Genomic DNA, 26986 nt, shown 5'->3' with positions numbered 1-26986 from the left:
TTTCGCAAGGGATCGCGACAATGACACTGAAGACGAGAACGCTTGGCGTCGTCCTGGCGGCCGTGACGTTGGCCGCCGCCGCGCTGACGTTCGCCGCCCCCGCCTCGGCGGCGACGCTCACGCAGGTGACCAACTTCGGCACCAACCCCACCAACCTGCAGATGCACCTGTACGTCCCGGACCGGGTGGCGACCCGACCGGCGATTCTCCTGGCGATGCACTACTGCACCGGGACGGGCCCCGCGTTCCACTCGGGCACCCAGTACGCATCCCTCGCGGACCGGTACGGGTTCATCGTGATCTACCCGTCGGCGACCCGCAGCAGCAAGTGCTGGGACGTGTACTCGCCGCAGGCGCTACGCCGAGGCGGCGGTAGCGACCCGGTCGGGCTCATGTCCATGGTCGACTATGTGAAGCAGCGTTACTCCGCCGACCCGGCGCGGATCTTCGCCACCGGCACCTCCTCCGGCGCGATGATGACCAACGTCATGCTGGGTGACTACCCGGACGTCTTCGCGGCGGGCGCGTCGTTCGCCGGGGTGCCGTTCGCCTGTTTCGCCACCGGCGGCACCTCGGAGTGGAACAGCCAGTGCGCGAACGGGCAACTCATCCGGACCGCGCAACAGTGGGGTGACCTGGTTCGGGAGGCGTACCCCGGCTACACCGGGCAGCGGCCCCGGATGCAGATCTGGCACGGCACCAATGATGAGACGCTGCGCTACCCGAACTTCGGTGAGCAGGTCAAGCAGTGGACCAACGTGCACGGGTTGAGCCAGACCCCGACGTACACCGACTCCCCGCAGTCCGGCTACACCCGCACCCGGTACGGCAGCAGCGGTCCGATGGCGCCGGTCGAGGCGATCAGCATGCAGGGTGTCACGCACAACCTGCCGGTCGACGCCGCGCAGGTGATCCGCTTCTTCGGGCTGGACGGCACCGCACCGCCGACGACCCCACCGCCGACGACCCCACCCCCGACGACTCCACCCCCGACGACTCCACCCCCGACCACCCCGCCGCCGACCGGGGGCGCCTGCCGGGTCGGCTACACGGTCAACGCCTGGAACAACGGTCTCACCGCCAGCGTGGCGATCACCAACACCGGTGCCACCGCGGTGAACGGCTGGGCGCTGACCTTCACGCTGCCCAGCGGGCAACGCATCACCAACGGCTGGAATGCCCAGTACGCGCCGACGAGCGGTGCGGTGACCGCCAGCAACGTCTCCTACAACGGCACCATCGCCCCGAACGCGTCGGTCGAGATCGGCTTCCAGGCCACGCATGAGGGCGGCGCCGGTAAGCCCGCTTCGTTCGCCCTCAACGGTGCCGCCTGTTCGGTTTCCTGAGTTCCCCCCCCACCCCACCACCCGAGAAGGAGTCGCACGATGAGGAATACGAGATGGAAGGCGGCATCGAGAGCCGCCGTCGCGCTGACCAGCGCGGGCGCCCTCGCCGCCGGGATGGCGCTGTTCCTGACGGCGCCGGCCGCCGCCGGTACGACGCTCGGCGCGTCGGCCACCGAGAAGGGTCGGTACTTCGGTACGGCGGTGGCCGGATTCAAGCTCTCCGACAGCACGTACACCACGATCTTGAACCGTGAGTTCAACATGGTGACGGCTGAGAACGAAATGAAGATGAACGCCACCGAGCCGCAGCAGGGTCAGTTCAGCTTCGGGTCGGCGGACCAGATCGTCAACCACGCGCGCAGCCGTGGGATGAGCGTGCGGGGTCACACGCTGGCGTGGCATTCGCAGCAGCCCAGCTGGATGGAGAACATGAGCGGCAGTGCGCTGCGCTCGGCGATGCTCAACCACGTGACGCAGGTGGCCACCTACTACCGGGGCAAGATCCACTCGTGGGATGTGGTGAACGAGGCGTTCGCGGACGGTAGTTCGGGTGCGCGTCGGGACTCGAACCTCCAGCGCACCGGCAACGACTGGATCGAGGCGGCGTTCCGGGCCGCCGACGCGGCGGACCCGAACGCGAAGCTCTGCTACAACGACTACAACACCGACAACTGGACGCACGCGAAGACGCAGGCCGTGTACAACATGGTGCGGGACTTCAAGTCCCGTGGCGTGCCGATCGACTGCGTGGGCTTCCAGTCGCACTTCAACAACGACTCGCCGTACGTGAGCAACTACCGCACCACGCTGTCGAGCTTCGCGGCGCTCGGTGTGGACGTGCAGATCACCGAGTTGGACATCCAGGGCGCGTCGGCGAACACCTACCGCAGCGTCGTCGAGGACTGCCTGGCCGTGGCCCGGTGCAACGGCATCACCGTCTGGGGCATCCGGGACAGCGACTCGTGGCGGTCCTACCAGAACCCGCTGCTGTTCGACGGCAACGGTCAGAAGAAGGCGGCGTACGACGCGGTCCTCGCCGCGTTGAACAACGGCACCACGCCGACCGACCCGCCCACGGACCCGCCGACCAACCCGCCGACCGACCCGCCCACGAACCCGCCGGGCACGGGTGGCTGCACGGCGACGGTCTCGGTGAACCAGTGGACGGGTGGCTTCGTCGCGAACGTTCGGGTGACGGCCGGCTCCTCGGCCCTCAACGGTTGGACGGTGACGATCGCGCTGCCGTCGGGCGCGACGGTCACCAACGCGTGGAGCGCCGACCGCAGCGGTAACACCGGCACGACAACCTGGACGAACGTGTCGTACAACGGCCAGGTCGGTGCCGGACAGTCCACCGAGTACGGCTTCCAGGCCAACGGCACCGCCGGCAGCCTGAGCCCCACCTGCTCAGCCCGCTGACCCCACCCACCCCAAGCGGTTGATCAAGAGGTTCGCGTCACGGCGCACCCTGCTGGTGACGCGAACCTCTTGATCACCGGGTCGGGCCGGGCAGGCGCATGGCCTGCCCGGGGGTGTCAGGAGGTGCAGATTCTCTTGGGTGGTTGGACGTCCAGTTTGTTGAATACGTTGTCGACTCTGCCGATGCCGGCCGTCGCCGCGATAGGCCCGGCATTCACCAGATCGAGGAACGCGTTGATCGCCTTCGTCAGGCCCGCGGGGATGGTGTAACCGACGCCGTAGTTCAGGAACACGCCGAGCTGGGTGCTGCGGCACAGCACGAGCGGTGCTCCCAGGGCGGAGCCGACGGTCAGCCCCACCGAGGCGGTGACTGTCGCGTACAACCCGGCGGTGAAGCCGAGCGCCCCCAGACCAGCCCGGAACGCGGCCTGGTAGTGGACGATGATCCCACTCACGCCGACTGACGGCCCGCTGATCGAGTCCGTGATGCTGTTGCGGACGCTGAGGCGCCAGGGCTCGGTGACGCCGAACGCACCGTTGGCGTAACCGAACCCCACCGAGCCACCCAGCGACCACTCACCGGCGGCCTTGATGTTGCCGTCCTTGGCGCTGAAGGCCGTCTGTACGCCGATGAGTTGGTTCGCGGTGACGGAGAACGGTACGCCGAGGATCTCGCCCACCGGCACGCTGAAGTCCAGGGGGATGGGGATGCGCTTGTTGATGTTCTGGCGGCTGTCGGTGGCCCCCGCGATCTCGATCCGCAGGCCAGCCATCCCGCCGATCCGTAATTCCGCCCTGCGGACGGTGGCGCCGCGAATCTCCAGATGGAACCGGGCGGTGGGCTTCTTCATCAGCAACGTCGCGGTGCCGGCGACGCGGATCCCGCCGCCGTCGTAACTGAAGTGCGCGCCCACACCGCCGGCACAGCAGATGGGGGTGACGCCGAACCCGGCCACCTGCCGCTGGGCGGCGGAGGCCGCCTGCCGCTGGGCGGGGAAGGCCACCGGTCGCACCGCGCCCCCGGCACCCCCGCCCCTGCCCCCGCCGTCGGCGTCGGCGTCGTACTCCGCCCAGAAGGGCGTGCCCGCGTCGTACCGGGTCGGGTTCTCCAGCGCGACCGGGCCGTCACTGGCGAACGTGCCGTCGCGGATCACGTCGGTGATGTCCACCGGCCCCAGGGTCACCGCCAGGTCACCGGAGTCACGCCGGAGGTCGAGCACCCGCCCGACCGCCCGCTCGGTGAGGAACATGACCTTCCCCCGGGCGAGCTTGTTCGCGCCGTTGGCGCTGGGGTCGATGCGCCAGGTGAGCGCGTCCTCGGAGAGCCCGCGCACCGACGCGCCGCCGCCGCCGACGAACACCACGTCGGGTTGGTAGGTCACCTCCGGGTTGGGCGCGGGCGCCACCCCGTACCGTTGGTCTCCGCCGTCGGCCGATGGGCGCTGCGGCGTCGGGTCGGCGGCACCCGACGCGCAGCCCGCGAGGAGCAACAGGGTCACGGTGAGCAGCGCGACCACCGCCTGGTGACGCCTCGGCCCGGGTGCCCCCACGTCGGCTCCCTCGCCGTTCAGAGACGGCCGGCGGCGGTGCGGGCCGCGGTTTCCAGAGCTTTGCGGTACGTCGCGGGATCCTCGCTGCGGACGAGCCGGACGCAGGCCCACACCCCGCCCTTGCTGACGAAGACCGTGCCGTCCTCGGCGTACGCCTCGTCGCCCGCCCCGCTGATCGGGGTCAGCTTGTGCCCGAGTTCCCGGTCGATGTCGAGAAACTTCTTCGCGCCGTCGCCGACGTACACCTCCACCTGCGCGGTCGGCCCGGTCACCGGTCCGGTGTAGGTGCAGCTGTCCCGATCCTCCGCCTTCTCCAGCGGGTCCTGCAGCGGGGTTCCGGCCAGCTTCTCGGCCTCATCCTTGGTCAGCAGGGTGCAGGCGTCGACCTTCACCGCGGCCGGCGCATCCGTCGACGGCGTCGGCTCCGGCTCGCTGGCGGGCGTCGCCGCCACGCTCGGTCCCGCGCCGGCCGCCGGGGTGCTGCCGCCGTCATCGTTACCGCCGACCAGTCCGCAGCCGCCGAGCGCGCTGAGCGTCGACACGGCGGCCACGGTGGCCAGGAACTGGACACGCCGCCGTTGGACGGTTCCGAGGTGCGTCATCGTGGCTCCACTTCATCTGTGAGGTCGACCGGTCGAGGGCTTTCGCATCACAGTGGAAGGGCGTCGAGCACCTTGCGCAGCGTCGGCTCGTACCCGCCGGGGCTGGCACCGATCGCCTGGAAGCTGCTGAGCGTCACGGTGTAGCTGCCCTTGTCGCTGATGACGACGGCCTCACCCCCGATGTCCTTGACTGCCAGGTACGCCTTGCGACCCTTGTCGACGTCCTTCACCTCGCGGTAGGTCTGCGTGGCCTGTTCGCGCTGGTAGTCGTACGTGGCCTCGCCGGCCGTCGGGGAGGCGGTGGTGATGGTGAACATGGCCACCCCGTTGCCGTCGCCGAACAGGCAGGAGCCCTCGTCCTTCATGCTCTGGTCGACAAGGTCGGACACCTGGGCGGCGGTGAACGGGCACGCCGGCCGCTCGACGGCCGACACGTCACCCCCGTCGGCGTCGATCCCGACGTCGGCGTCGGTGTCGCCTCCGGCGGCGCTGCCGGTGTTGTCGTCGGGCCCGCACGCGACGAGCGGGAGCAGTAGCAGCGAGCACCACAGGGGTGCGATCAGACGGCGCACAGTCATGCTTCCTTCGGCTGTCGTGGGATCTCCGGATTGATGGAGCCGATCGCCGGTCGCTGGATCCACCGAGCCGGAATCAGTCTGTCGACACGCCACGCGGCGGCTGCGGCGGCAGCGGCCACCGCGTCCGCGTCGGGGCCTTCGACCAACGCGATCACGACATCGTCGGTGGGTAGCCGGATGGCGGCGACCAGCCGGCAGTCCGAGGTGCCGAGAACCGGCACCGACGCGTTCGCGCCGCGAGAGCGGTCGTACTGCTCCAGTGCGAACAGGTAGCCGGCCATGAGTCGAGGCTAGGTTCGCGCAGCCGGCGAGGAATCGGGCGTTTCCCTATGCTTGCGTGTCGGCCCTGGTCATGGCGGCACCCAACTCGGCCCGGGTGGAGATGCCGAGCTTGCGGTAGATCCGGGCGAGGTTCGCCTCCACCGTCTTCGGGCTGACGAAAAGCTCGTCGGCGATGGCCCGGTTGGTGCGCCCGCGCGCCGCCAGCCGCGCGACCCGTTCCTCGGTGGCGGTGAGGTGCCGAGGGGTAGGGGGGCGGCCACCGACGCGGGCCAACTCGGCACGGGCGCGGACCGCGAAAGCCTTCGCGCCGAGCGCGTTGAACTCCGCGACCGCCGCCTCCAGGGCCTGCCGGGCCGGCAGCTTACGGCGCGCCCGCCGGTGCACGATCCCGGCCACCAGCAGGCAGCGCGCGCGGTCCAGTGGCAACACGTCCGGCGGTACGGACGCCCGCGCGGCGGCCAACGCGTCGAGCGACACCTGGGGATCGAGGCCGGTGGCGCTGTCCAGCAGGGCACGGGCCCGGGCGAGGCCCAGCGTCGTCCAGGGGCGCGGCAACCGGTGGTGTCGGGCGGCCAGGCGCTCCAACACGGCCGCCGCCCGGTCGAGATCACCGGCCCCGACACATGCCTCGATCCAGTCCGGCTCGAACCGCATCGCCAGCGGCTCCACCAGGCCCTTCGCGTCGAGCATCGTGGCCAGGCTGGTGAAGGCGGCGGCGGCCTCCGCCATCTGGCCGGCGGACAGGGCCACGAACCCCGCCAGCTGCTGGTGGATGCGCCGGCACCAGTCGTCGTCCAGGTCGTCGGCGATCCGCAGGCCGGCCTGCGCCACCTGGGTCGCCTCGGCCAGGCGTCCTCGGTGCGCATCGAGCAGAGCGGCCAACCAGGCTTCACCGACCAGGCCGGTGCCGAGCTGGTCACCAAGCTCGCGGGCGGCGGTGATGTGCCGTTCGGCCTCCTCCCACCGCCCGGCCAGCAACTCGGCCTCGCCCAGGTGGGAGAGCAGCTCGTGTTGCAGCGGCTCGTCGCCTCGGGCCTCCGCGCGGCCGAGCATCCGGTGCAGCCGACGTCGGGCCCGCTCCGCGTCGTCGACCGACTTCCACCAGATCGCGGGCACCGTACTCGCCAGCCATGCTGGTTCGTCGCCCTCCAGGGCGAGGGCCCGGTCCAGCAGGTCGCTACGCGGTGCCCGCCCGAGGCGTACCTCCTGGAAGAAGAGCAGGACGAGGGCGGCGGCGAGCAGGTCATGGTCGTCGTCGCGTCCGTCGAGCAGCGTGGCGGCGGCCTCGGCGTGGTCCCGGGCCGCCTCGGTGCGGTCCTCGAAGACGGCGAGGTGGGCGTGGATGCGCCCGGCCAGCGCCGAGTCAGGTCGAGCCGCCGCCAGTGCCAGCGTGCAGTTGTCGACGGCCACCCGGGTGGCCTCCCCGCCGGACCAGGCGACGATGGCGCGCAGCAACAGTGACTCGGCCCGCACATCGCCGTCGAACTCGGTGGCGACCGCCTCGGCCGCGAGCCGGGCAGCGGGGAAGTCCCCACTGTCGAACCGGCAGCGCGCGGCCGCGAACCGCCGTTGGCCCAGTCGCGCCCGGTTCTGCAGCGGGGTGAGCTGCGCGGCGCGGTCGTTGAGCTCGGCGGCCAGGTCGGGTGCGCCCCGGCCGTGCCATCGTTCGGCCGCGCCGGCGAGGGTGTCCGCGACCACCGGGTCCGGGTCGGTCGTGCAGAGTGCGAGGTGCCGGGCCCGTTCGTCGGGATCGGTCAGCAGGTCGGCCAGCTGGCGGTGCAGGCGGCGACGGACGCCCGGTGGGATGCCGGCCCGGACCGCGGCCGCGTGCACCGGATGGGTGAAGCGCACGCCGGTCGGGGTCACGACGATCAGCCCGGCCTCCTCGGGCGCGTCGAGCGCTGCGGATGACACCCCCGCCACGCTCAGGTCGGCCAGTGTGGGCACGGTGAGCAGTGCGGCCAGGCGTATCGCGTCGCGGCTGGCCGGGGGCAGTCCGGCGACGACGTCCGCGAGCAGGTGGTGCATGGACGCGGCTACCGGCAGGTCGTCCCCGGGTGCGGGCTGACGCGGGAGGCGTTGCATCGCGCGCACCACCTCGATGGCCAGCAGTGGGTTGCCCTCGGACTCCCGGGCCACCCGGACGAGCATCGGTCGGGTGAGGGTGACGCCGAGTTGGTCGCGCAGGACATGGTGCAGTGCGCCCACGTCGAGGGGTGGCACGTCGACCCGGGCGACCTGGCCGCCGTCGCGGCCCTCGTCGAGTCCGAGCGGTACGGCCTCGGGTGTGTTCCCACCTCGGCGGCGGCTGACCAGGGTGGCGAGGCCGGTCAGCCGGCGCAGCGCGTACCGCAGCGCGCGTTCACTGGGCCGGTCCAGCCAGGGCGCGTCGTCCACGGCGACGAGCACCCCGCGATGGGTGTGCGCGGTGATCGCGGCCTCCAGCAGCGACCGGGTGGCCGCTCCGACCACCCGGACGTCGACCGGCTCGTGGGCGTCGCCGGAGAGGAGCACGACCTCCCCGGCCACCCGCTGGGGCCGGGGCAGTGCGGCGACCTGGTCGGCGAGCGGGCGGAGCAGGTCGGCCAGCGCCGCGTACGGCAACTCGGACTCGGCTTCGGTGGGCGCGCAGCTCAGCACCAGCCAACCGGCCTGGGTGGCCTGCGCGACCAGCGCCCGCCACAGCTCGGTCTTGCCGATGCCGGCCGACCCCTCCAGAAGCACCGACCCGGGTTTGACCAGCAGTTTCCAGGCCCGGTCGAACACCTCGTCCCGCCCGACGATGGCGTGTCGCATGGGCGAATTCTGGCACCCGGACAGGGTCGTCGAACATCCCGCCAAGGGATGATCGGAGCCGACGTACGTCGCTCAGCCGTCGATGCGGGTGATGTTGCGGATCTTGTTGGACGCGTCCAGGGCGGCGACCTTGTACGCCTCAGCCAGCGTCGGGTAGTTGAACACCGCGTCGACCAGGTAGTCGATCGTGCCGCCGCAGCCCATCACCGCCTGACCGATGTGGACGATCTCGGTGGCGGCGGTGCCGAACACGTGCACCCCGAGCAGTCGGCCGTCGTCGGGGGAGACGAGCAGCTTCAGCATGCCGTACGAGTCGCCGACGATCTGGCCCCGGGCCAACTCCCGGTAGCGGGCGATGCCCACCTCGAACGGGGTGGAGCTCTCGGTGAGCTGCGCCTCGGTCTGCCCGACGAAGCTGATCTCCGGGATCGTGTAGATGCCGATCGGTTGCAGGCCGTGCATCTCCCGGATCGGCTCGCCGCAGGCGTGTTGCGCGGCCAGCCGGCCCTGCTCCATCGAGGTGGACGCGAGCGCGGGGAAGCCGATCACGTCGCCGACGGCGTAGATGTTCTCCACCGGGGTGCGGTAGTTGGCGTCGACAGCGATCCGGCCCCGTCGGTCCGCCTCCAGCCCGGCCGCTTCCAGCGCCAGATCGTCGGTCTGGCCCTGCCGGCCGGCCGAGTACATCACCGTGTCGGCGACGATTTTCTTGCCGCTCTTGAGGATGCAGAGCGCCGCCGTCTGGTGTTTCTCCACGGCGGCGACCTCCTCGCCGAAGCGGAACGCCACGGACAGGTCGCGCAGGTGGTACTTGAGTGACTCGACGACCTCGTCGTCACAGAAGTCCAGCATCCGGTCGCGGCGCTCCACCACTGTCACCTTGGTGCCGAGCGCGGCGAACATCGAGGCGTACTCCATGCCGATCACACCGGCGCCGACCACGACCATGCTGCGGGGTACGGCCTGGAGGTTGATGACGCCGTCGGAGTCCACGATGGTCCGGTCGTCGAAGTCGACGCTGCCCGGGCGGGCCGGGCGGGTGCCCGCGGCGATGACGATCTTGTCGAAGGTCACCTTGGACTCGCGGCCGGAGCCTCCGTCAACCCAGATCGAGTGAGCGTCGGCGAAACGCCCTGTGCCGGTGATCATCGCGACCCGGTTGCGGGCCAGTTGGTTACGGATGACGTCGGTCTGCCGGGTGATGACGTGCTGGGTCCGGGCGGCCAGATCGCTGACCGTGATCTCCTCCTTGACCCGGTAGCTGCTGCCGTACAGGTCCCGCTGGCTCAGGCCGGTCAGGTAGAGCACGGCCTCGCGCAGTGTCTTGGAGGGGACGGTGCCGGTGTTGATGCACACCCCACCGATCATGTCGCGGCGGTCCACGATGCCGACCCGCCTGCCGAGCTTGGCGGCGGCGATCGCGGCCTTCTGACCGCTGGGTCCGGAACCCAGCACCAACAGGTCGTAGTCATACACAGGCGTTAGCGTCGCAAGATGTCCCGGCGCGCGCCAGACTTCGTAGGCGAGTGTTACTCAGCCGCCACCACGCAGACGCCGCCGTTGAGCGTGACCTCCTCCGGTGCCTGGGCCCCGGTGGCGACGAACCCCAGCGACACGGTGCCGCCGGGCGGGATCAGCGCGTTGTGGCGGACGTTGCGCACCCGCAGGTAGCTGCTGTCGCGGACCGCGCAGCTCGGCGGTGGTGGCAGCGTGGTCGCGGTGACCGGTTCGGACAGGGGTGACAGGTGGCCGGCCTCGTCGCGGGCCTGCACCACGAAGGTGTACGTGGTGTTCGGCGTCAATCCGCTGATCTGGGTGCAGTTGCGCCCGACCGGGTAGCCCACCACCCCCACGTTGTCGGTCGAGGCGGCCCAGGTCAGCTCGACCCAGGTGGTGTCGACGGCGACGACAGTGATCGGGCCGGGAGCGGTGGGTCGTTTGGTGTCCGCCGCAGCGTACGCCGACCTCGGCGCGCGGAGTCGCCCCAGGGCTGGTGGCTGGTGTGCCGGTCGTTGCCTTTGGAGCTGAATCGTCTACGACATCGGTGGCCGCCGGTGCCGCTGATTCGTTGACGACATCAGCTCCAAAGGCAACGAACAAGACATCAGCCCGCCCGCGAGCCACCGCCCGCGAGCCACCGCCCGCGAGCCACCGCCCACCAGAGCCCGACCTAGCCGACGAGGCGGCGCTCCCAGGCCCAGGCGGCGATCTCGACCCGGTTGCGGGCCTTGAGTTTCATCTGCACGCTCGCCAGGTGGGTCTTGACAGTGCCCACGGCGATGAAGAGTTGGGTGGCGATCTCGGCGTTGGTCAGGCCCCGGGCGACGAGCTTCACGACGTCGAGTTCCCGTGGCGACAGGCCACCGTCGTCGCGCGCCGGAGCGGGCGAGCTGAGGTGCTCCAACAGCCGTACCGTGATCGAGGGGCTGATCAGCGCGTCGCCGGACACGGCCGCGCGGACCGCCTCCACCAGCAGGGCCGGGCCGGAGTCCTTGAGCAGGAAGCCGCACGCGCCGTTGGCGAGCGCGGTGTGCACGTACTCGTCGAGGTCGAAGGTCGTCACGACGACCACCCGGATCGGGTCGGCGACGCCCGGGCCCGCGAGCAGCCGCAGTGCCTCAAGACCGTCGAGGCGGGGCATCCGGATGTCCAGCAGCACCACGTCCGGGCGCAGTCGTCGGGCCAGTTCGACGGCCTGGACGCCGTCGGCGGCCTCGCCGACCACCTCCATGTCCGACTGGGCACCAATGATCATGCCGAAGCCGGTCCGGACCATGGCCTGGTCATCGGCGATCAGCACCCGGATCACCGCGTCACCGCCACCCGGAGCGGGAACGCCGCGTCGAGCACCCAGCCACCGGCGACACCGGGCCCGGCGGTGATCGTGCCGCCGAGGGCGCGTACCCGCTCGGTGAGACCGATCAGGCCGAAGCCGTGCCCCCGGGCCGGCGCGGTGCGCGGCGACGCGCCGTCGTCGGCGACCCGGACCAGCAACCAGTCCGGGGTACGCCGCAGGGCCACGTCCACCGACCGCGCGTCCGGCGCGTGCTGGCGAGCGTTGGTCAGCCCCTCCATCACCACCCGGTACGCCGACGTCGAGACCTCCACGGGCAGCCCATTCAGGTCGCCGTCGACGTGCAGTCGTGCCGGCGCGTTCGCCGCGCCGTTGAACCCGCTCACCAGCGGCTCCAGTTCGGTCACCCCGGCCAGCGGAGCCAGCGGCGCGTCCGGCGGGGCGTGCGGGTTGCGCAGGATCCCGACCATCCGCCGCATCGAGGCCATCGTCTCCGCGCCGGCCCGCTCGATCTGCTCCAGGGCGACGATCACCCGTTGCGGGTCCTGCTCGGCGACGAAGCGGGCACCCTGTGCCTGCACCACGATGCCGGTGACGTGGTGCGCGATGAAGTCGTGCAGGTCCCGGGCGAACTCCGCGCGCTGCTCGGCTCGCACCAACGCGATGGCCCGCTCCCGACCGGCGGCCATGATCCGCAGATAGAGGCCCACCGCGGCGGCTCCGGCCGCGGCGAGCACCTGGAGCAGACCGAAGATCACCAGGAGGCTTTCGGCGCCGGAACGCAGCGGCAACGTGGCGACGGCGAGCCCGGCGGCCACCGCCGCCGCCGGGGCGAGCCGGGGCGCGCCCCAGCGCGCCACCACGAAGACCACCCCGATCAGCCCGGCCGACTCGGCGAGCCCCCAACTACCGCCGAGCACGTAGCTGCCGCCGGAGACGACCACGATCGCCGCGGTCACGGCCAGTGACGCCGAGGCGAGCGCCAGCGCGCCCACCGGCAGCCGGCGGGAGCCCAGCCGGTGCACCGGTAGCCACAGCGGCACCGTCGCCACCGCGAGCCCTATCCGCACCAGCAGGATCAGGAGATCGGCCATGCTCTCGGGCCGGCTGAACCGCAGGTCGAAGAGGGCGAGCAGCCCCATGGCCACCAGGGCGGCGGCCTGGGCCAGGCGTACCCACCATCGTCGAAGATCCGGCGTGCTCATGGTGACCCAGCGTAGCCAGCCCGACGGAGTTGCCGGATCGGCCAAAAGGCAGACCCGGCGCCGGCGATACCCGGCCCCGGGCCGATGCGCCCACCCCCCGTTGAGGGCGAGGCTTCCCGGGTCAGCACGCAGCCACTGGAGGAACGATGACAACCCACGCCCCGCCGCAGACCACCCACGCCGCGGTCGCCGCGGTCGACCTGGTGAAGGTGTACGGCAGCGGCGAGACCGCCGTCCGTGCCCTGGACGTGGTCTCGGTCGGGTTCGGCCGGGCCGAGTTCACCGCGATCATGGGCTCGTCCGGGTCGGGCAAGTCGACCCTGATGCACTGCCTTGCCGGCCTCGACACGGCCACCTCCGGCCGGGTCCTGCTCGGCGGCACGGAGTTGACCGGCCAGTCCGACCGGACCCTGACCCGGGTACGCCGGGAGCGGATCGGGTTCGTCTTCCAGTCCTTCAACCTGCTGCCGCAGCTCACCGCCGCGCAGAACATCACCCTGCCGCTGGACCTCGCCGGTCGGCAGCCCGACGCGGAGCTCCTCGCGCACCTGGTGCGGGTGCTGGGCCTCGGCGACCGTCTGAACCACCGGCCCAGCGAGCTGTCCGGCGGCCAGCAGCAGCGGGTCGCGCTGGCCCGGGCGTTGGTGGCCCGCCCCGAGGTGGTCTTCGCCGACGAGCCGACCGGCAACCTCGACTCCCGCTCCGGTGCGGAGGTGCTCACCATCCTGCGCGACTCGGTACGCGACCTCGGCCAGACCGTCGTCATGGTCACCCACGACCCGATCGCCGCCGCGTACGCCGACCGGGTCGTGCTGCTCGCCGACGGGCGGCTGGCCGGCGAGATCGACAAGCCGAACCAGGTGTCGGTCACCGACGCGCTGCGGGATCTGGCGGCCCGCGCATGAGGGCCACCGTGCTGCGTACCCAGACGACGGCCGTGGCCCGGCGCCCCGGCCGGCTGATCCTGACCGGTTTGGCGATCCTGGTCGCGTCGTTCGTCGTCTTCGGCACCGTGCTGGTGCAGCAGATCACCGAACGGACCGTGCGGGACAACCTCAGCGGCACTCCGGCCGTCACCGACCTGGTGATCGGCAGCACCGACGTCCCGCCACCCACCGTGACGGACGTGCGGCAGATCCGGGCCGTGCCCGGTGTGGCCGAGGCGGTGGCCCGGGTCGCGACCGGGGTCTCCATCGGCGAGGGGTACCTCAACCTCCAGTCCGATCCGGGCACCGGCCCGCTGAGCACGGTCCGAGTGATCGAGGGCACCTACCCGGACCAGCCCGGCGAGATCGCGGTCACGCCGCGCACCGCCGAGCGGCTCGGGCTCTCGGTCGGCACCACCACCAGCGGTACGGGCGGTGAACTCACCACGCCCGCCCCACTCACTGTCACCGGCGTGGTGGACACCGCCGCCGACGCCGGCTACGACGCGTACGCCCCGGAGAACGCTGTGATCGCCTGGGCGCGGCTGACGGCCGTGGAACGCGTCGACGTGCGGGTGGCCCCGGGCACCACGGCGGAGGTCGTCCGGCAACGGGTGACCGCGGCGGTCACCGGGCAACCGATCCGCACCGGCGCCGAGGTGCGCGAGGCCGAGGCCAACGCGGCTGCCGAGCAGGTCGGGAGACTCTTCATCCTGGTCGCCATGTTCGTCTCCATCGCGGTCGCCGCGGCGGCGCTGGTGGTCACCTCGACCTTCCGCATCGTCTTCGCCCAACGGATGCGGCAGCTCGCGCTGCTGCGGGCGGTCGGCGCGAGCCGGGGCACCCTGGTCGGGGCTCTGACCGCCGAGGGAGCCCTGACCGGTCTGGTCGCCGGGGTCGTCGGGGTCGCCAGCGCCCTCACTCTCGGGTACGCGCTGCCGGCGATCCTGCGTGCCACCGGCCACGCGGTCTCCTCGCCGGGCCTGCCACTGGCGGCGGCGGTCACGGTGGTGATCGGCGCCGTCGTGATCACCGTGCTGGCCGTGCTGGCACCGGCGCTCTCGGCCGCCCGGGTCTCCCCGCTGGAGGCGCTGCGGACGGCGAGCACCACCGCCGGCCGGCGCGGCATCGGGGCCCTCCGTCTGGCGAGCGGCCTGTTCATGGCCGTCGGCGCGATCCTGGCGGCAGCGGCGACGATCAGCCAGTTGCCGGAGCCGGACCAGTCGAACTACGACCCCGTGATGCCACTGCTCCTGCTGGTCGGGTCCGGCACCCTGGCGTTCTTCGCGCTGGTGGCCCTCGGCCCGCTGCTGCTGCGCCCGGTGCTGGCCGTGGTCGGTTGGCCGCTGCGCCAGCTCGGGCCGCTCGGGCGGATGTCGGTCGGCGGCATCGGCGGGGCGCCGCGCCGGGCGGCTGCGGTTTCCGTCGTGGTGGCGCTGGGCGCGACCCTGATCTCCGGGGTGGTCATCGGCGGCGCGTCGTTGCAGGTCCTCGCCGACCGCGAGATGGCGCTCTCGGCACCGAGCGACTTCGAGGTCATCGGCAACGGTGGGACGCTGCCGCCGGCTGTGGTGCGCCGCGCCGAGGCGGCGCGCGGCGCACTGGCCCGGGTGGTGCCGTACCGGAAGGTCGACGACGCCACGCTGCTGCGCGGCGCCGACAAGCTTGGCGACGTCGAGTCCGGCTATCCGACAAGCGATCTCGACCTGGCGGCGTTGCCGAGCACCGGTGACCTGGACGTGGCCCAGGGCAGCCTGGCCGATCGTGGCCCCGGCCGGATCGTGCTCAACAGCTGGGTCGCGCGGGACACGGGTCTGCGCGCCGGGGACACCGCGACGCTCGCCGTCGCCACCCGCCGGGTCGACGTGCGGGTGGTCGCGGTGCTGCCCGGTGACGGGCCGCTGCACACGGGCATCCTCACCGATCCGGCCGACCTGGACCGGCTCGGCGTGCCGGCCGCGTACACCGGTCTGTTGGCCGACGCGGCCGGCACCGGCGAGGACGGTCGCACCGCCGGCGTGCGGGCGCTGCGGCAGGCGATCGGGGGCAGCGACGGGGTGGGCCTCGCGGTGCTCGCCGACGAGCGGGACCGCAACGACGCGTTGGTGCGCACCCTGGTCTGGATCGCGGTTGGTCTGGTCAGCCTGACCGTGCTGATCGCGGTCGTCGGGGTGGGCTCCACGACCGCGCTCTCGGTGGTGGAGCGGGTACGCGAGTCCGGGTTGCTGCGGGCGATTGGGCTGTCCCGCACCGGCCTGCGCACCATGTTGACGGTCGAGTCCGGCCTGTACGGGCTGGTCGGCGCGACCATCGGTTTGGTGCTCGGCGTCCCGTACGCCTGGTTGGCGGTCCAGGCCCTCGGGATCGAGGCGCCGCTGACCGCGCCGCTGCTGCCGCTGGCCGGGCTCTTCGTGGTGCTGGTCGGGCTGACCGCGCTGGCCGGGGTACTGCCGGCCCGTCGGGCGTCGCGGGTCAGCCCGGTGGTGGCGCTGGGGGCTGACAACTGAGCACCGTCGTGGGGTGGCGCCGGCAGTCGGCGCCACCCCACGACGACCCGGTCAGTTGGGGTTGTTGGCGTGGGTCAACGTCTCCCAGGCGACGAAGAGGTTGTTGGTTCCGGCTGGACGTTGTTGCAGCGTGAGGGTCTGGGTGTTGGTCATGACGTTGCCCAGCCGGTTGCTCATCGCGTTGAAGCCGACCTCGGTGATCGGGCCGAGGCCCCGGGTGAGGCTGCCGCCGCAGAGCCAGGAGGGCGGCGCCTCGCCGAGCTGGTAGCGCGAGTGGAAGCCGAGCGCCTGACGCAGTCGCTCACCGACCTGTGGGTACAGGTCCCGTCCCTGGATCCGGGAGGTCTCCGCGACGTGCGAGATGGCGGAGATCCCGTACCCGGTGTGGACGAAGTCGCGGCAGGTCTCCTGGGCCAGGCCGGCGACGAAGGTGGACTGGCCCTGCCAGTAACCGATGATCTTCGCGCTGGTGTCCAGGCCGCTGCCGGGCGTCGTGTACGGCAACGCGCCGTCGCTGGGCAGATAGACGAAGGCCCGGGTGCGGTTGAGGTAGCGGGTGACCGCCGCGTCGTAGGCGGACCGGTCCTCCAGGAACACGGCGATGCCGACGGCGGCTTCCATCATGGTCAGTTCCCAGTTGCCGTTGCTGTTCGAGCCGTTGCGCACCATCGGCAGGTAGACGTTGCGCAGCATGGTGGCGAAGCGGTTGGCGTTGGGCCAGCTCGTGTACGTGTACTTGATGATCTCGGCCGCCCGGGGCCAGACCGAGGCGGCCCAGCCGGTCTGCAGCGGAGCGTTGCTGCCGGTGTGCGCGGTGATCGTGGCCGACCACGCGTCCATGATCTGGATCGACTTCTGCGCGTACCGGGCATCCCCGGTGAGATACCAGGCGAGCGCGTCGGTGTACGCGGCGATCGCGTCCTCACGCTCGTCGGTGCAGCCGTTGTTCGGGTTGGAGTAGGAACCGCACTCGACGACCGAACGGGGAGCCGGGGTACGCGACAGGGAGGCGTACCGGCTGCTCATCATCTGGTTGTGGGCCGCGGCCCAGGGCTGCGCGCCGGCCTGCACCCGGCCACGGACGAAGTCGAGCTGACCTCGGCTGACCAGCACACCGGGGTGGGTGAAACCACCCGAGGGCGGTGGTGTCGTGCCGCCGGTGGGCAGCGCCCAGGTCTGGTTGGCGGTGCCGGTGCAGCTCCAGATCTGCAGTGGGGTGCCGTCGGCCGAGCTGGGGCCGGTCGCGTCGAGGCACTTGCCCGAGGTCGGGTTGACCAGTTGGCCGGCGTTGGGCGACCACTGTTGCGCCCCGGTGCCGTTGCAGTCGTAGATCTGCACCCGGGCCCCGTTGGCGGTGCTGGCGGCGGCGACGTCGAGACACTTGCCCAGCGCCCGGATGGTGCCGTCGTCGGCCACCGTCCACTGTTGCGCGGCGGAGCCGTTGCAGCTGAAGAGCTGGACCTGTGTGGCATTGGCCGGGTTCGCGGCGGCCACGTCGACGCACTTGCCGCCGTACCCGGTGATGGCGCCTGTCGTGGCCGCCATCGCGGGCGACGCGCCGAGGACCAGGCCGGTCGGTACGGCGAGCAGGGCCGCGGCGAGCGCGGAGGTCAGTCTGATGCGGGGGTGGCGGGGCGCGGGCCCGGCCAATCGTCGCGCCATGTCGGGGTCCTTCCGGGCGGCGAAACAACTGTAAAGTGTGTTAATTATTACAGTCGTACACATCGATATCAATGTCTTCGTCGCCACGGGTGCCGTTACGGGTGCATCGACGCGCCCTTGAGCACCTTGTCCACCACGTTGCGCGGCGCGTGCAGCGCCAGGCCCACCAGATCGAGCTTCTCCCGACCGACCGCCTGGACGGCGGCGCGGTTGTCCCGGTCGTTGCCGGTGGCGAACAGCTCGGACGTGAATATCGCCAGCCGCAGGCCGCGGGCGAGAGCCCGCGAGTGCGCGCCGACCAACGCCGCCCGATCCCCGGCGAAGACCAGCACCGGCTGGCCGAACATCGGCAGGTAGCGGGTGCCGTCCGCGTCGAGGTACTCCTCGCCGAGCAACTCCGGCAGCGCGTTCGCGATGCCGCTGACCAGGAAGGCGGTGACGTTCAGCCGTTGCCAGCTCGCCAGGTCGTTGCGGAGCAGCACGGCGATCTTGGTGGGAAAGCGGATCGGTTCGGTCATGGCGTCGAGCCTGCCCGCCCCGGCACCCCCCGGTCTTGTACGTTCTTAGCGTGGCCACCCGCCCGGCGGGCTCGCACGTCAGCGCATGGCGACCGGCGGTAGCCGGGGTCGCCGAGGTCTTCCACGCCCACTTCGTGGACCACGCCTACCCCCGACACATCCACGACGTGTGGACGCTGTTGATCGTCGACGACGGCGCGGTCCGCTTCGACCTGGACCGGCACCGGCACGGCGCGCTGCGCACGTCGGTCACCCTGCTGCCGCCGTACGTGCCGCACGACGGCAGCTCCGCCACACCGGACGGCTTCCGCAAGCGGGTCCTGTACCTCGACACCTCGGCGCTCGACGCCGAGCTGGTCGGCCGGGCCGTGGACGAGCCGGACCTGGCCGATCCGCAGCTGCGCGACCGGATCCACCACCTGCACCAGGTGCTCGCCGAACCCGGCGACGAGTTCGAGGCGGAGAGCCGGCTCGCGCTCATTCTCGACCGACTGCGCCGCCAACTGCGCCAGCGCTCCCCGGTCGGCGGCCAGCCGGTCGGACGCGGGCTCGCGGTCCGACTACGGGAGCTGCTGGATGCCCGGACCGTCGAGGGAATCACCCTGGGGCAGGCCGCCGACCTGCTGCACGCCCACCCGACCCACCTGGTCCGGACGTTCACCCACGTGCACGGGGTGCCACCGCACTCGTACCTGACCGGCCGCCGGATCGAGCTGGCGCGTCGCCTGCTGCTGACCGGGCAGCGGCCCGCCGAGGCCGCCGTAGCGGCCGGCTTCTTCGACCAGGCGCACCTGACCCGCCACTTTCGGCGATACCTGGGTGTCAGCCCGGCCCGCTACCCGGCGCGGAGCTGATCGGCGGTCAGACGAGCTGGCCGCCGATGACCGTGAGCAGCCGCAGCTTCTCGTCGCTCGACGACCCGGGCACCGCGGTGAAGACCAACAGTGTCTGTGACTGGTCGGGGTCCACCAGCGTCTGGCAGTGCAGCTCCAACGCGCCGACCTCTGGGTGCAGGAAGTGCTTGGGTGGGCAGTAGCCGGCCGGCACCGGGTGCTCCCGCCACAGCTGCGCGAACTCCACGCTCCTGGCCAGCAGGTCGTCGACGAGCGCGGCGGCCCGCGAGCCGCGTCCGTCGCGGGTGTACGCCGCGCGCAGGTGCGCCACGAGCAGGCGGCTCTGCGTCTGGTGGTGCTCCGCCGGGTGCAGCTGGCGAGCCGTCGGGTCGGTGAACCAGCGGTGGTGCGCGCTGCGCGCCAGGCCGGTGTACCGGGTCTCGTCACCGAGCAGGGCGATGGCCGGCGCGGTCTGCGCCAGGGTCTCGCCGAGGTGGTTCACCACCTGCGCCGGGGTGTCGTGCATCCGGTCGAGGATCCGCATCATGCCCGGGTTCACGTGGTCCGCCCGCACCGCCCGGTGCGGAACGGCGTGGCCGGCCAGCTGGAACAGGTGATCCCGTTCGGCGAGGGAGAGCCGCAGGCCACGGGCGAGCGCGGCGAGCATCTGCTCCGAGGGGTGCGGCCCACGCTGCTGCTCCAACCGGCTGTAGTAGTCGGTGGACATTCCACTCAACGTGGCGACTTCCTCGCGGCGTAGCCCTCCGGTGCGTCGGCGGGGCCCCCGGGGCAACCCGACGTCCTCGGGCTGCAGGGCCTCCCGGCGGGTGCGCAGGAAGCTCGCGAGTTGGGCGCGATCCACGGTGTCTCCGATCGGTGGGTGCCGGCGGCCGGCCGGCACGTCGAATGCAACAGACCAGCCCCGCCCCGCTGTTCCACCCCACCCCAAGATCGCGCCCCGCGCCCCGCGCCCCGCGCCCCGCGCCCCGCGCCCCGCGCCCCGCGCCCCGCGCCCCGCGATCTTGCACTTTCGGTTGTCCATTCGCGTCTTGTGCGGCATATGTCGCAGCAGAAAGTGCAAGATCGCGTGGGCGTGGGCGTGGGCGTGGGCGTGGGCGTGGGCGTGAGGGGGTTGGGGTTGGGGTTTGGGGTTTGGGGTTTGGTGGGGCGGGGGTTTTCGGGGCTGGTGGATAGGGTTGTCGTGGGGGAACGGATGGGACGGGGAAGGGGAGTGGGTCGGTGAGGGTTCTGGCGGCGATGTCGGGTGGGGTTGACTCGGCCGTGGCGGCGGCGCGGGCGGTGGCGGCCGGGCACGACGTGACCGGCGTACACCTGGCCCTCGCGCGCAACCCACAGACCTATCGGACCGGGGCGCGCGGCTGCTGCACCCTGGAGGATTCGCGGGACGCCCGGCGGGCGGCCGACGTGATCGGCATCCCGTTCTACGTGTGGGACATGGCCGACCGCTTCCACGAGGACGTGGTCGACGACTTCGTCGCCGAGTACGCCGCCGGTCGCACCCCGAACCCCTGCCTGCGCTGCAACGAGAAGATCAAGTTCACGGCGGTGCTGGACCGGGCGGTGGCCCTGGGCTTCGACGCGGTGGTGACCGGGCACCACGCCCGCCTCGGCGCGGACGGGCTGCTGCGACGCAGTGTCGACCTGGCCAAGGACCAGTCGTACGTGCTCGCCGTGCTCACCCGCGAGCAGCTCGACCGGTCGATCTTCCCGCTCGGCGACTCGACCAAGGCGCAGGTTCGCGCGGAGGCCGCCGAACGTGGCCTGGCGGTGGCCGACAAGCCGGATTCGCACGACATCTGCTTCATCGCCGACGGGGACACCCGCGGCTTCCTGGCCGGCCGGCTCGGTGAGGCGCCCGGCGACGTGGTGGACGCGACCACCGGCGCGGTGGTCGGCAGCCACAGCGGCGCGTACGCGTACACCGTCGGGCAGCGTCGCGGCCTGCACCTGGACCGGCCCGCCCCGGACGGCCGACCGCGCTACGTCCTGTCCATCACCCCGAAGACCAACACGGTGACGGTCGGGCCGGCCGAGGCGCTGGAGGTGTCCGACGTGCACGCCGCGCGTCCGGTCTGGACCGGCGGCGCACGTCCGCAAGCGCCGGTCGAGTGCGAGGTGCAGTTGCGCGCGCACGGCGACGTGGTGCCGGCGACCGTCACCCTCGACGCTGACCGGCTGCACGCCGAGCTGCGCCGACCGGTACGCGGCGTCGCCGCCGGCCAGGCCGTGGTGGCGTACCGACCGGACCCGGCCGGCGACGTGGTCCTCGGCTCCGCGACCATCACCGGCTGACCGCACGGCCTGGGTGTTCGCGGGATAGCCTTCGCCCGTGACAGATCAGGCGTGGCCCTGGCCGGCCGGCGCGGCAACCGGAATTGGTTCGCTGCCCGGCACCGACATCGGCGAGGCTCAGCGGGTGGTCCTGGGTGAGCTTCCCGAGCTGCCCCACCTGCCCGAGTTGCCGGCCCGTGGCCCCGGCGCGGACATGATCGGCCGGTCCGCCGGGCTGCTCGTCGAACTCCCCGTCGAGGTGTACGCGGGGCGGTGGCGGGTCGCCCCACGCCCGGGCCGCGACCTGCGTCGGGCCCGGGACCTGATGGAACGCGACCTCGACCAGCTCGCCGAGCAGGCCGAGGGGTACGCCGGGCCGATCAAGGTGCAGGCCGCCGGCCCGCTCACCCTGGCCGCCTCCCTGGAGCTGCCGATCGGTGGCCGACTGTTGCGTGATCCCGGCGCGGTGCGCGACCTGACCGGTTCCCTCGCCGAGGGGCTGCGCGCGCACGTCACGGCGGTCGCCCGCCGGCTGCCCCAGGCGTCGGTGCTGCTGCAACTGGACGAACCGTCACTGCCGACCGTGCTGGCCGGGCGGGTGCCGACCGAGAGCGGGCTGGGCGCGTACCGGGCTGTCGAGTCGGTGGACGCCGCCGCCCTGCTGCGCACGGTCGTCGAGGCGGTCGGCGTGCCGACGCTGGTGCACTGCTGCGCCCCGGACGTGCCGCTGGAGCTGATCCGCTCCACCGGTGCCGTCGCGGTCGCCCTCGACCTGGACCTCGTCACCGACCTCGACCCGCTGGGCGAGGCGATCGACGCCGGCCTCGGGTTGTTGGCCGGGGCCGCGCCGACCCGGCCGCCGTCGGCCGGTGGCGCTCCGACCTCCGCACAGATCGCCGATCGGGTACGCCAGCTCTGGGACCGCCTCGGCTTTCCCCGTCGGCAACTCGCCGAGCAGGTGGTGGTCACCCCGGCCTGCGGCCTCGCCGGCGCGACCCCGCAGTACGCCCGGGCCGTGCTCGCCGCGTGCCGGGACGCCGGTCGGCGCCTGGCCGAGGGCTGAGGTTTCCTGTCGTACCCGGTGGGCAGTATGGCGGTCATGATTGGACAGTTGCGTTCAGTGGTGATCGACTGCCCGGATCCGCGGGCGTTGGCGGCGTTCTACGCCGAGCTGCTCGGCGTACCGCTCGCCGAGGGTGACTCCGATGACGACTGGGTGGTGCTGGGCGGCCCGCCCGGTCACCAGCCGCGCCTCGCCTTTCAGCAGGCGCTCAACCTGCGGTCGCCGGCCTGGCCGGATCCGGAGCGGCCGCAGCAGTTCCACCTCGACGTGACGGTGGACGACATCGAGGCCGCCGAGAAGGCGGCGCTCGCGCTCGGGGCCCGGCGGCTGCCCGGTGAGGGCGAGGGCTTCCGGGTCTACGCCGATCCGGCCGGTCACCCGTTCTGCCTCTGCTGGGACTGAGCCCGTCCTGGGTTGCGGCGGCCGGGCATGATGGCCGCCGTGATCCAAAACTCTGCGCTACACGCCTCCGGCTCGCTCTTCGGCCGTGCCTCCGGCTCCCTCTTCGGCCTCGCCTACGGTGACGCGTTGGGCAAGCCGACCGAGTTCCTGACCGTCGCCGAGATCGAGCGCCGGTACGGCCCGACCGGCCCCCGTGAGCTGTCCGGGGAGCCGGCGTTGGTAACCGACGACACCCAGATGGCGCTGGCGGTGGCCTGGGCGCTGCACGAGGCTCCCTCGCTCACTCCGGAGGTCGTGGAGCCGCTGTTGCGCAGGCGTTTTCTGGCCTGGGCGGTCAGCCCGGACAACAACCGTGCACCGGGGATGACCTGCCTGCGCGCCTGCGACGAGCTGAGTCGTGGGTTGCGCTGGCAGGAGGCGACCGTGGTCAGCTCGAAGGGCTGCGGAGCCAACATGCGGGTCACCCCGGTCGGGTTGCTCGACACGGACCTCGACACGCTGGCCGGGCTCGCCCAGTTGCAGGCCGGGCTGACCCACGGCCACCCGACCGGGCTGGCCGCCAGCGAACTCACCGCGTACGCGGTCTTCGCGCTGCGGGCGGGCGCCACGCTGGCCGAGCTTCCCGCCGTTCTCACCGAGCGGGCGCGGTCTCAGCGCCTGGTCTACCGGGAGCAGTGGCTGGGTGACCTCTGGCAGCGCCCGGGGGTCGGCACGCCGGAGGAGTTCATCGCCCGGGGGTGGGACGAGTGCCTCGCGGTGCTCGACCGACTGACCAACGCGCTGCGGCGACCGGACGACGGCGGCGACCCGTGCCGGGCCACCGGGGAGGGTTGGGTGGCGGAGGAAGCGCTCGCCACCGCGCTGCTCTGCGCCGTCCGGCACGCCGACGATCCGGTCACGGCGCTGGCCCGGGGCGCGACCACCGCCGGCGACTCCGACTCGATCGCCGCCCTGGCCGGCGCTTTCGTGGGCGCGGCCGTCGGCATGACCGCCTGGCCGGGCGAGTGGGCCGACCGCATCGAGTACGCGGACCAACTGGCCACGCTGGGCGCGGCCTGGGACTGACCCGCCCCCGCCCGCCCGGCCCGTCTGGCCGGTTTGGCTTGTCTGGTCCGCCCGGCAGCCTCGGGGGTGGTCAGGGCCGGTCGGGCGTGGCGCGGGGTGGTCAGGGCGTGGGGAGGTGGCGCAGGCTGCGGACCTTTCGCCACAGGTCGGCGTCGCAGCGGCCGGCGTGGTCGGCGAAGGCGGCCGAGTTGAGCCGGATCGGCTCGGTGAGGCTGAGGTAGCTGTCGTGCTTCGCGTCGGGGTCCCAGTCCCGGGTGGGAATCCGGACGTGGTCGTCCCGGTCGCTCTTGTCCTGGCTGGTGATCTTCAGGACGTCGGCGCTCCGGGAGTCGGCGCGCAGCACCAGGCACGGGCGCACCTTCGAACCGCTGCCGTCGGCGTACGGCACGTCGGCCCACCAGATCTCACCGGGCGCCGGGGTGCCGTCGTGCCGTTCGGTGTCGCGTGGACGGGGCTTCGCGGACGGACGCTCGGTGCCACGGGGCCGTGGCGGGGTGGGACGACGCCCACCGGTGCTGCTCCGACCTGGCCGGGTGCCCGGACGCCGGTTGGCCACCCGGTGCCGCCAACTGTTCCACGCCCAGCCGGCGGCCACCGCCAGCAGGATCGCCACCGCCCAGAGCAGTGCCTCAGGCATCCGTACCTCCGCCTCCCGGCGACCCGCCGGTCGCACCGTCCGGCGATCCTTGCACGCCGCCGCCGATGCCGCCCGTCAACCACACCGCAGCTGGGCCCTGGCTGGGTCGGCCCGGCGACGACCGGTGAGCAGCACGTGATCACCGAACGTGGCTGAGGGCGAGATCGCTCCGGGCGCGGGTGGGCGGCGGATTGTCCGACCGGCCCGATACGGTGCCGGAGTAGCGTGATCAGGGAGGTCGCAGGCGTGTCCGAAGGTGGCGGTGTGTCCGAGGAGCAGATCGGTCAGCAGGTCAGCCCGGCGCAGGAGGCGGCGGCCGGGGCTGAGCCGACGCCGCAGGCCCGGGAGCGGCACGCTGCCCTCAGCCAGGAGTTGACCGAGCATCAGTACCGCTACTACGTGCTGGACGCGCCGACCATCCCCGACGCCGATTTCGACAGGCAGTTGCGCGAGTTGGAGGCACTGGAGGCGGAGTTCCCGGCGCTGCGGACGCCCGACTCGCCGACCCAACGGGTGGGTGGCACGTTCTCCACCGACTTCACGCCGGTCACCCATGCCGAACGGATGCTCTCACTCGACAACGCCTTCGCCGACGAGGAGTTGGCGGCCTGGGCCGAGCGGGTCGAACGGGACGCGGGCGGCCCGGTGCCCTACCTGTGCGAGCTGAAGGTCGACGGGCTGGCGATCAACCTGACCTACGAGAAGGGCCGGCTGGTCCGGGCCGCCACCCGTGGCGACGGGCGCACCGGTGAGGACGTCACCGCCAACGTGCGCAGCATCCGGGACGTGCCCAGCCAGCTCGCCCCGTCCGCCGAATTCCCGGACATTCCCGAGCTGGTGGAGGTCCGCGGCGAGATCTACTTCCCGATCGCCGCTTTCGCCGATCTCAACGCGGGTCTGGTAAAGCAGGGCAAGGCACCCTTCGCCAACCCCCGCAACGCCGCCGCAGGCAGCCTTCGACAGAAGGATCCGCGGGTCACCGCCACCCGGCCGCTGCGCCTGGTGGTGCACGGCATCGGCGCCCGCCGTGGGTTCCAGCCCACGGCGCAGTCCGAGTCGTACGCGGCACTGAAGTCGTGGGGGTTGCCGACCAGTGACCGGTGGCGGGTCGTCCCCGACCTGGCCGGCGTGGTGGAGTTCATCGCCTACTACGCCGAGCACCGGCACGACGTCGAGCACGAGATCGACGGCGTGGTGGTCAAGGTCGATCCGGTCTCCATCCAGGGCCGGCTCGGGTCGACCAGTCGTGCCCCGCGCTGGGCGATCGCCTTCAAGTACCCGCCGGAGGAGGTCACCACCAAGCTGCTCGACATCGACGTCAACGTGGGGCGCACCGGCCGGGTCACTCCGTTCGCCGTGCTCGAGCCGGTGCGCGTGGCCGGTTCCACAGTCGCGCTCGCCACCTTGCACAACGCCAGCGAGGTGGAGCGCAAGGGCGTGCTGATCGGCGACACGGTGGTGCTGCGCAAGGCCGGCGACGTGATTCCCGAGGTGCTCGGCCCGGTGGTCGAGCTGCGGCCCGCCGATGCCCGGCCGTTCGTCATGCCGACCAACTGCCCCGCCTGCGGCACCCCGCTCGCCCCGTCGAAGGAGGGCGACGTCGACATCCGTTGCCCCAACACCCGCAGCTGCCCGGCGCAGTTGCGGGAGCGGGTGTTCCACCTCGCCGGCCGCGGCGCGTTCGACATCGAGGCGCTCGGCTACAAGAGCGCGGCGGCCCTGCTGGACGCGGGGGTCATCGCGGACGAGGGTGACCTCTTCCAGCTCGACGCCGAGCAGTTGTCCCGGTCCCCGTTCTTCGTCAACAAGGACGGCAGCCTGGGCAGCAACGCCGCCAAGTTGCTGGACAATCTGGCGGTCGCCCGGGAACGGGACCTGTGGCGGGTGCTGGTGGCGCTCTCCATCCGCCACGTCGGCCCCACCGCCGCGCAGGCGCTCGCCCGGCACTTCCGCTCCATGGACGCCATCGACGCGGCCAGCGAGGAGGAGCTGTCCTCCGTCGACGGGGTCGGGCCGACGATCGCGGCCAGCATCCGGGAGTGGTTCGCGGTGGACTGGCACCGCGAGGTCGTCCGCAAGTGGGCCGAGGCCGGCGTACGGATGGCCGAGGAGGCGGTCGACGAGGGGCCGCGCCCGTTGGAGGGGTTGACGGTGGTGGTGACCGGCACACTCGCAGGGTTCTCGCGCGACCAGGCGGCCGAGGCCGTGCAGAGCCGGGGCGGCAAGGTCAGCGGGTCGGTGTCCAAGAAGACGAGCTTCGTGGTGGTGGGGGACAACCCCGGGTCGAAGGCCGACAAGGCCGCAAGTCTCAAGGTGCCGGTGCTCGACGAGGACGGGTTCCGGCTCCTGCTGGACGCGGGTCCGGACGCCGCGCGGGACGTCGCTCAGCTGGGCGGCTGACCACGGCACCGCTGGCCACGGGACTGGCGGCGTATACCAACTTAATTACGACTACGACCGATTCGTGACTGTCATACCGGGAAACTGGGGGCTGAGGGCGTTTCATTGG

General features: G+C 72.0%; 23 protein-coding genes. 10 read left to right on the top strand and 13 right to left on the bottom strand.

Features of this window, described 5'->3' with window-relative positions; genetic code table 11:
* Nucleotides 1-20: 20 nt before the first annotated feature.
* Both V6U86_RS23090 and V6U86_RS23085 read left to right on the top strand, forming a co-directional pair.
* Nucleotides 21-1346: an extracellular catalytic domain type 1 short-chain-length polyhydroxyalkanoate depolymerase gene (locus tag V6U86_RS23090; protein ID WP_334506336.1), complete on the top strand. Its 1326-nt coding sequence runs from the start codon at nucleotides 21-23 to the stop codon at nucleotides 1344-1346.
* Between the two features lie 39 nt (nucleotides 1347-1385).
* On the top strand, nucleotides 1386-2765 hold the full coding sequence (locus V6U86_RS23085) for an endo-1,4-beta-xylanase (RefSeq protein WP_442934994.1): 1380 nt from the start codon (nucleotides 1386-1388) through the stop codon (nucleotides 2763-2765).
* Nucleotides 2766-2881: 116 nt separating this feature from the next.
* On the opposite strand, the gene V6U86_RS23080 is transcribed toward V6U86_RS23085, so the two are convergent.
* The 9 genes from V6U86_RS23080 to V6U86_RS23040 form a co-directional block, all read right to left on the bottom strand.
* Nucleotides 2882-4315, bottom strand: a complete 1434-nt coding sequence (locus V6U86_RS23080; protein WP_334506334.1) for a hypothetical protein — start codon at nucleotides 4313-4315, stop codon at nucleotides 2882-2884.
* Nucleotides 4316-4332: 17 nt separating this feature from the next.
* A complete protein-coding gene (locus tag V6U86_RS23075; protein ID WP_334506332.1) occupies nucleotides 4333-4917 on the bottom strand; it encodes a DUF3558 family protein in 585 nt (194 codons plus the stop codon).
* A 47-nt stretch (nucleotides 4918-4964) separates the two neighbouring features.
* On the bottom strand, nucleotides 4965-5495 hold the full coding sequence (locus V6U86_RS23070; protein ID WP_334506330.1) for a hypothetical protein: 531 nt from the start codon (nucleotides 5493-5495) through the stop codon (nucleotides 4965-4967).
* Entirely contained in the window at nucleotides 5492-5776 is a 285-nt protein-coding gene (locus tag V6U86_RS23065; RefSeq protein ID WP_334506328.1) for a hypothetical protein, read from the bottom strand. Before V6U86_RS23065 ends, V6U86_RS23070 begins: the two co-directional genes overlap by 4 nt.
* 46 nt (nucleotides 5777-5822) lie before the next feature.
* Nucleotides 5823-8573: an AAA family ATPase gene (locus V6U86_RS23060; RefSeq protein WP_334506326.1), complete on the bottom strand. Its 2751-nt coding sequence runs from the start codon at nucleotides 8571-8573 to the stop codon at nucleotides 5823-5825.
* A gap of 72 nt (nucleotides 8574-8645) precedes the next feature.
* The gene (gene sthA / locus V6U86_RS23055; protein ID WP_334506323.1) at nucleotides 8646-10049 is read right to left on the bottom strand and encodes a Si-specific NAD(P)(+) transhydrogenase; all 1404 of its coding nucleotides are present in this window, start codon (nucleotides 10047-10049) and stop codon (nucleotides 8646-8648) included.
* 53 nt (nucleotides 10050-10102) lie between these two features.
* Entirely contained in the window at nucleotides 10103-10489 is a 387-nt protein-coding gene (locus tag V6U86_RS23050) for a fibronectin type III domain-containing protein (protein WP_442934996.1), read from the bottom strand.
* A gap of 254 nt (nucleotides 10490-10743) precedes the next feature.
* Complete coding sequence (locus V6U86_RS23045) at nucleotides 10744-11382, bottom strand: response regulator transcription factor (protein ID WP_334506319.1); 639 nt, start codon at nucleotides 11380-11382, stop codon at nucleotides 10744-10746.
* Complete coding sequence (locus V6U86_RS23040; protein ID WP_334506317.1) at nucleotides 11379-12572, bottom strand: sensor histidine kinase; 1194 nt, start codon at nucleotides 12570-12572, stop codon at nucleotides 11379-11381. The genes V6U86_RS23045 and V6U86_RS23040 overlap by 4 nt, the downstream gene beginning before the upstream one ends.
* Before the next feature lie 146 nt (nucleotides 12573-12718).
* Here V6U86_RS23040 and V6U86_RS23035 point away from each other — a divergent pair, with 146 nt between their 5' ends.
* Both V6U86_RS23035 and V6U86_RS23030 read left to right on the top strand, forming a co-directional pair.
* The gene (locus V6U86_RS23035) at nucleotides 12719-13477 is read left to right on the top strand and encodes an ABC transporter ATP-binding protein (RefSeq protein WP_334506315.1); all 759 of its coding nucleotides are present in this window, start codon (nucleotides 12719-12721) and stop codon (nucleotides 13475-13477) included.
* The gene (locus tag V6U86_RS23030; protein ID WP_334506313.1) at nucleotides 13474-16005 is read left to right on the top strand and encodes an ABC transporter permease; all 2532 of its coding nucleotides are present in this window, start codon (nucleotides 13474-13476) and stop codon (nucleotides 16003-16005) included. Before V6U86_RS23035 ends, V6U86_RS23030 begins: the two co-directional genes overlap by 4 nt.
* A gap of 51 nt (nucleotides 16006-16056) precedes the next feature.
* On the opposite strand, the gene V6U86_RS23025 is transcribed toward V6U86_RS23030, so the two are convergent.
* The gene (locus V6U86_RS23025) at nucleotides 16057-17667 is read right to left on the bottom strand and encodes a ricin-type beta-trefoil lectin domain protein (RefSeq protein ID WP_334506311.1); all 1611 of its coding nucleotides are present in this window, start codon (nucleotides 17665-17667) and stop codon (nucleotides 16057-16059) included.
* A 95-nt stretch (nucleotides 17668-17762) separates the two neighbouring features.
* A complete protein-coding gene (locus tag V6U86_RS23020; protein ID WP_334506309.1) occupies nucleotides 17763-18185 on the bottom strand; it encodes a DUF2000 domain-containing protein in 423 nt (140 codons plus the stop codon).
* A gap of 50 nt (nucleotides 18186-18235) precedes the next feature.
* On the opposite strand from V6U86_RS23020, the gene V6U86_RS23015 reads away from it, so the two are divergent.
* Entirely contained in the window at nucleotides 18236-19039 is an 804-nt protein-coding gene (locus V6U86_RS23015; RefSeq protein WP_334506307.1) for a helix-turn-helix transcriptional regulator, read from the top strand.
* Between the two features lie 7 nt (nucleotides 19040-19046).
* Here the strand turns inward: V6U86_RS23015 and V6U86_RS23010 are convergent, their stop codons facing one another.
* The gene (locus tag V6U86_RS23010; protein ID WP_334506305.1) at nucleotides 19047-19880 is read right to left on the bottom strand and encodes a helix-turn-helix transcriptional regulator; all 834 of its coding nucleotides are present in this window, start codon (nucleotides 19878-19880) and stop codon (nucleotides 19047-19049) included.
* A gap of 377 nt (nucleotides 19881-20257) precedes the next feature.
* On the opposite strand from V6U86_RS23010, the gene mnmA reads away from it, so the two are divergent.
* From mnmA to V6U86_RS22990, 4 genes are read left to right on the top strand one after another with little or no spacing between them, the layout of a single operon-like run.
* Nucleotides 20258-21331, top strand: coding sequence for a tRNA 2-thiouridine(34) synthase MnmA (mnmA, locus tag V6U86_RS23005; protein ID WP_334506303.1), 1074 nt, complete (start codon nucleotides 20258-20260; stop codon nucleotides 21329-21331).
* 37 nt (nucleotides 21332-21368) lie between these two features.
* Nucleotides 21369-22373: a methionine synthase gene (locus tag V6U86_RS23000; protein ID WP_334506301.1), complete on the top strand. Its 1005-nt coding sequence runs from the start codon at nucleotides 21369-21371 to the stop codon at nucleotides 22371-22373.
* A gap of 36 nt (nucleotides 22374-22409) precedes the next feature.
* Nucleotides 22410-22775, top strand: coding sequence for a VOC family protein (locus V6U86_RS22995; protein WP_334506299.1), 366 nt, complete (start codon nucleotides 22410-22412; stop codon nucleotides 22773-22775).
* 30 nt (nucleotides 22776-22805) lie between these two features.
* Complete coding sequence (locus V6U86_RS22990) at nucleotides 22806-23840, top strand: ADP-ribosylglycohydrolase family protein (RefSeq protein ID WP_334506431.1); 1035 nt, start codon at nucleotides 22806-22808, stop codon at nucleotides 23838-23840.
* Nucleotides 23841-23940: 100 nt separating this feature from the next.
* Here V6U86_RS22990 and V6U86_RS22985 read toward each other — a convergent pair whose 3' ends face one another.
* On the bottom strand, nucleotides 23941-24477 hold the full coding sequence (locus V6U86_RS22985) for a type II toxin-antitoxin system PemK/MazF family toxin (protein WP_334506297.1): 537 nt from the start codon (nucleotides 24475-24477) through the stop codon (nucleotides 23941-23943).
* Between the two features lie 264 nt (nucleotides 24478-24741).
* Between V6U86_RS22985 and ligA the strand changes: the two genes are divergently transcribed.
* Nucleotides 24742-26877, top strand: a complete 2136-nt coding sequence (gene ligA / locus V6U86_RS22980) for an NAD-dependent DNA ligase LigA (RefSeq protein ID WP_334506295.1) — start codon at nucleotides 24742-24744, stop codon at nucleotides 26875-26877.
* The last annotated feature ends 109 nt before the right edge of the window (nucleotides 26878-26986 follow it).

The sequence above is a fragment of the Micromonospora sp. CPCC 205558 genome, from assembly GCF_036902955.1.
GTDB lineage: Bacteria > Actinomycetota > Actinomycetes > Mycobacteriales > Micromonosporaceae > Micromonospora.
This window is presented reverse-complemented; position numbering and strand designations above follow the sequence as displayed.

Bases quoted from the DNA above. Each gene is read 5' to 3' on its own strand.
- V6U86_RS23025 (WP_334506311.1), bottom strand. From the start codon at position 17,667: ATGGCGCGACGATTGGCCGGGCCCGCGCCCCGCCACCCCCGCATCAGA.
- V6U86_RS23070 (WP_334506330.1), bottom strand. From the start codon at position 5,495: ATGACTGTGCGCCGTCTGATCGCACCCCTGTGGTGCTCGCTGCTACTG.
- V6U86_RS23090 (WP_334506336.1), top strand. From the start codon at position 21: ATGACACTGAAGACGAGAACGCTTGGCGTCGTCCTGGCGGCCGTGACG.
- V6U86_RS23065 (WP_334506328.1), bottom strand. From the start codon at position 5,776: ATGGCCGGCTACCTGTTCGCACTGGAGCAGTACGACCGCTCTCGCGGC.
- V6U86_RS23060 (WP_334506326.1), bottom strand. From the start codon at position 8,573: ATGCGACACGCCATCGTCGGGCGGGACGAGGTGTTCGACCGGGCCTGG.
- V6U86_RS23030 (WP_334506313.1), top strand. From the start codon at position 13,474: ATGAGGGCCACCGTGCTGCGTACCCAGACGACGGCCGTGGCCCGGCGC.
- V6U86_RS23035 (WP_334506315.1), top strand. From the start codon at position 12,719: ATGACAACCCACGCCCCGCCGCAGACCACCCACGCCGCGGTCGCCGCG.
- V6U86_RS23020 (WP_334506309.1), bottom strand. From the start codon at position 18,185: ATGACCGAACCGATCCGCTTTCCCACCAAGATCGCCGTGCTGCTCCGC.
- V6U86_RS23075 (WP_334506332.1), bottom strand. From the start codon at position 4,917: ATGACGCACCTCGGAACCGTCCAACGGCGGCGTGTCCAGTTCCTGGCC.
- V6U86_RS22990 (WP_334506431.1), top strand. From the start codon at position 22,806: ATGGCCGCCGTGATCCAAAACTCTGCGCTACACGCCTCCGGCTCGCTC.
- V6U86_RS22985 (WP_334506297.1), bottom strand. From the start codon at position 24,477: ATGCCTGAGGCACTGCTCTGGGCGGTGGCGATCCTGCTGGCGGTGGCC.
- V6U86_RS23085 (WP_442934994.1), top strand. From the start codon at position 1,386: ATGAGGAATACGAGATGGAAGGCGGCATCGAGAGCCGCCGTCGCGCTG.
- V6U86_RS23040 (WP_334506317.1), bottom strand. From the start codon at position 12,572: ATGAGCACGCCGGATCTTCGACGATGGTGGGTACGCCTGGCCCAGGCC.
- V6U86_RS22995 (WP_334506299.1), top strand. From the start codon at position 22,410: ATGATTGGACAGTTGCGTTCAGTGGTGATCGACTGCCCGGATCCGCGG.